The following is a 1,342-nucleotide window of genomic DNA, read 5'->3' on the forward strand; positions in this document are numbered from 1 at the left end:
CTAGGCCGTGTTTTAGAACTCGCTGACCTGCCTGGTTGGCCGTCCGGGGAAGTCGCGGGCGGCCATCCAGATAGTCAGGTCGCGGGCGATGTCGTTGATGCTGGTCGCCGTGGTGACCTCGTGCTCGTTGCGGGTGGTGTCGCGGCGGGCGATCTCGTAGCCGCCTTCGTCCAGGACGGCCACGGAGACGAACCAGACGGGGTCGTCCTCGTCGGGCTGGACGACGACGAAGGTGTTATCGGAGTCGTTGAGGTCGCTGACCATCATGAACAACGCGTCCTCGGAGGGGTCCTCGATGCGGTCGCCGTTCTCGCTGTCGGCGCCGTAGTACTGAGCCCCCATCGTTGCCTCTCCCTCGCCCTGTTCGCCCTCACCGTGGTCAGCATGGCATGCCGGAACGGCAGGACCTGCTGGTCATAGCCATTCGCCGATCGCGGCGATCAGCACGGTGGCTTCGAAGCGGACAGCGAGCTTGTCGAACCGGGTGGCCACCGCCCGGTTGCGCTTAAGCCGGTTGATCCCGCACTCGACCGCGTGCCGGGCCTTGTAGTCCTCGCGGTCGAAGACCGGAGGCCGCCCGCCCGCCTTCCCGCGCCGCTTGCGGTTGGCCACCTGGTCGGCAGGCTCCGGGATCGTGCAGCGGATCCCGCGCTTTCGCAGGTAGGCCCGGTTGGCGCGGGAGGAATACGCCTTGTCGCCTCGCACCCGAAGAGGTCGGACACGGGGACGACCGGGCCCGGTGCGGGGCACTCGGATGCCTTCCAGAACGGCGGCGAACTGGGGGCTGTCGCCGCGCTGTCCGGCGGTGACCAGCAGGGACAGCGGCCGTTGGCCTTGTTCGCAGGCCAGGTGGATCTTCGTAGTGAAACCGCCGCGGGACCGGCCCAGGCCGTGGTCGCCGGGTTCGACATGGATGCCGCCAGGCGGCTCGTTCTGAGCATGTCCGTCGCGGCGGGCACCTGCGGCGTGCTGATGGGCCCGGCAGATCGTGGAGTCCACGTTGACCTCCCACGTAATCAGCCCTGCCGCGTCCGCCCGGGCCTGCAGCCTGGTCAGCAGCACAGTCCAGGTGCCGTCACGCTGCCAGCGGCGGAAGAGTCCGTAGACCGTCTGCCACGGTCCGTACTCATGCGGCAGATCCCTCCATGGAGCACCGGTCCGCACTCGCCACCGGATCCCATCGACCAGCCTGCGCCGGCCCACCGCCGGCCTGCCCCGCATCGCCACCGGCAGCATCGGCTCCAGCACGGCCCACTGCTCGTCAGAAAGATCCCCTCGCCCCACACCGCGATCATCACGGCACAGGGCGAGCGGCGAAACCTACTTCCAAAACACGCCCTAG

Annotated in this window: 2 protein-coding genes; both read right to left on the bottom strand. The window is 68.6% G+C overall.

The window, feature by feature from the left end; translation table 11 throughout:
- Positions 1-12: 12 nt before the first annotated feature.
- Entirely contained in the window at positions 13-342 is a 330-nt protein-coding gene (locus OO54_RS40820; protein ID WP_033212772.1) for a hypothetical protein, read from the bottom strand.
- Between the two features lie 72 nt (positions 343-414).
- On the bottom strand, positions 415-1,284 hold the full coding sequence (locus tag OO54_RS40825) for an IS5 family transposase (RefSeq protein ID WP_033212773.1): 870 nt from the start codon (positions 1,282-1,284) through the stop codon (positions 415-417).
- Positions 1,285-1,342: the final 58 nt, after the last annotated feature.

It is taken from the genome of Streptomyces wedmorensis (assembly GCF_000716445.1).
GTDB classification, from domain to species: Bacteria; Actinomycetota; Actinomycetes; order Streptomycetales; family Streptomycetaceae; genus Streptomyces; species Streptomyces wedmorensis.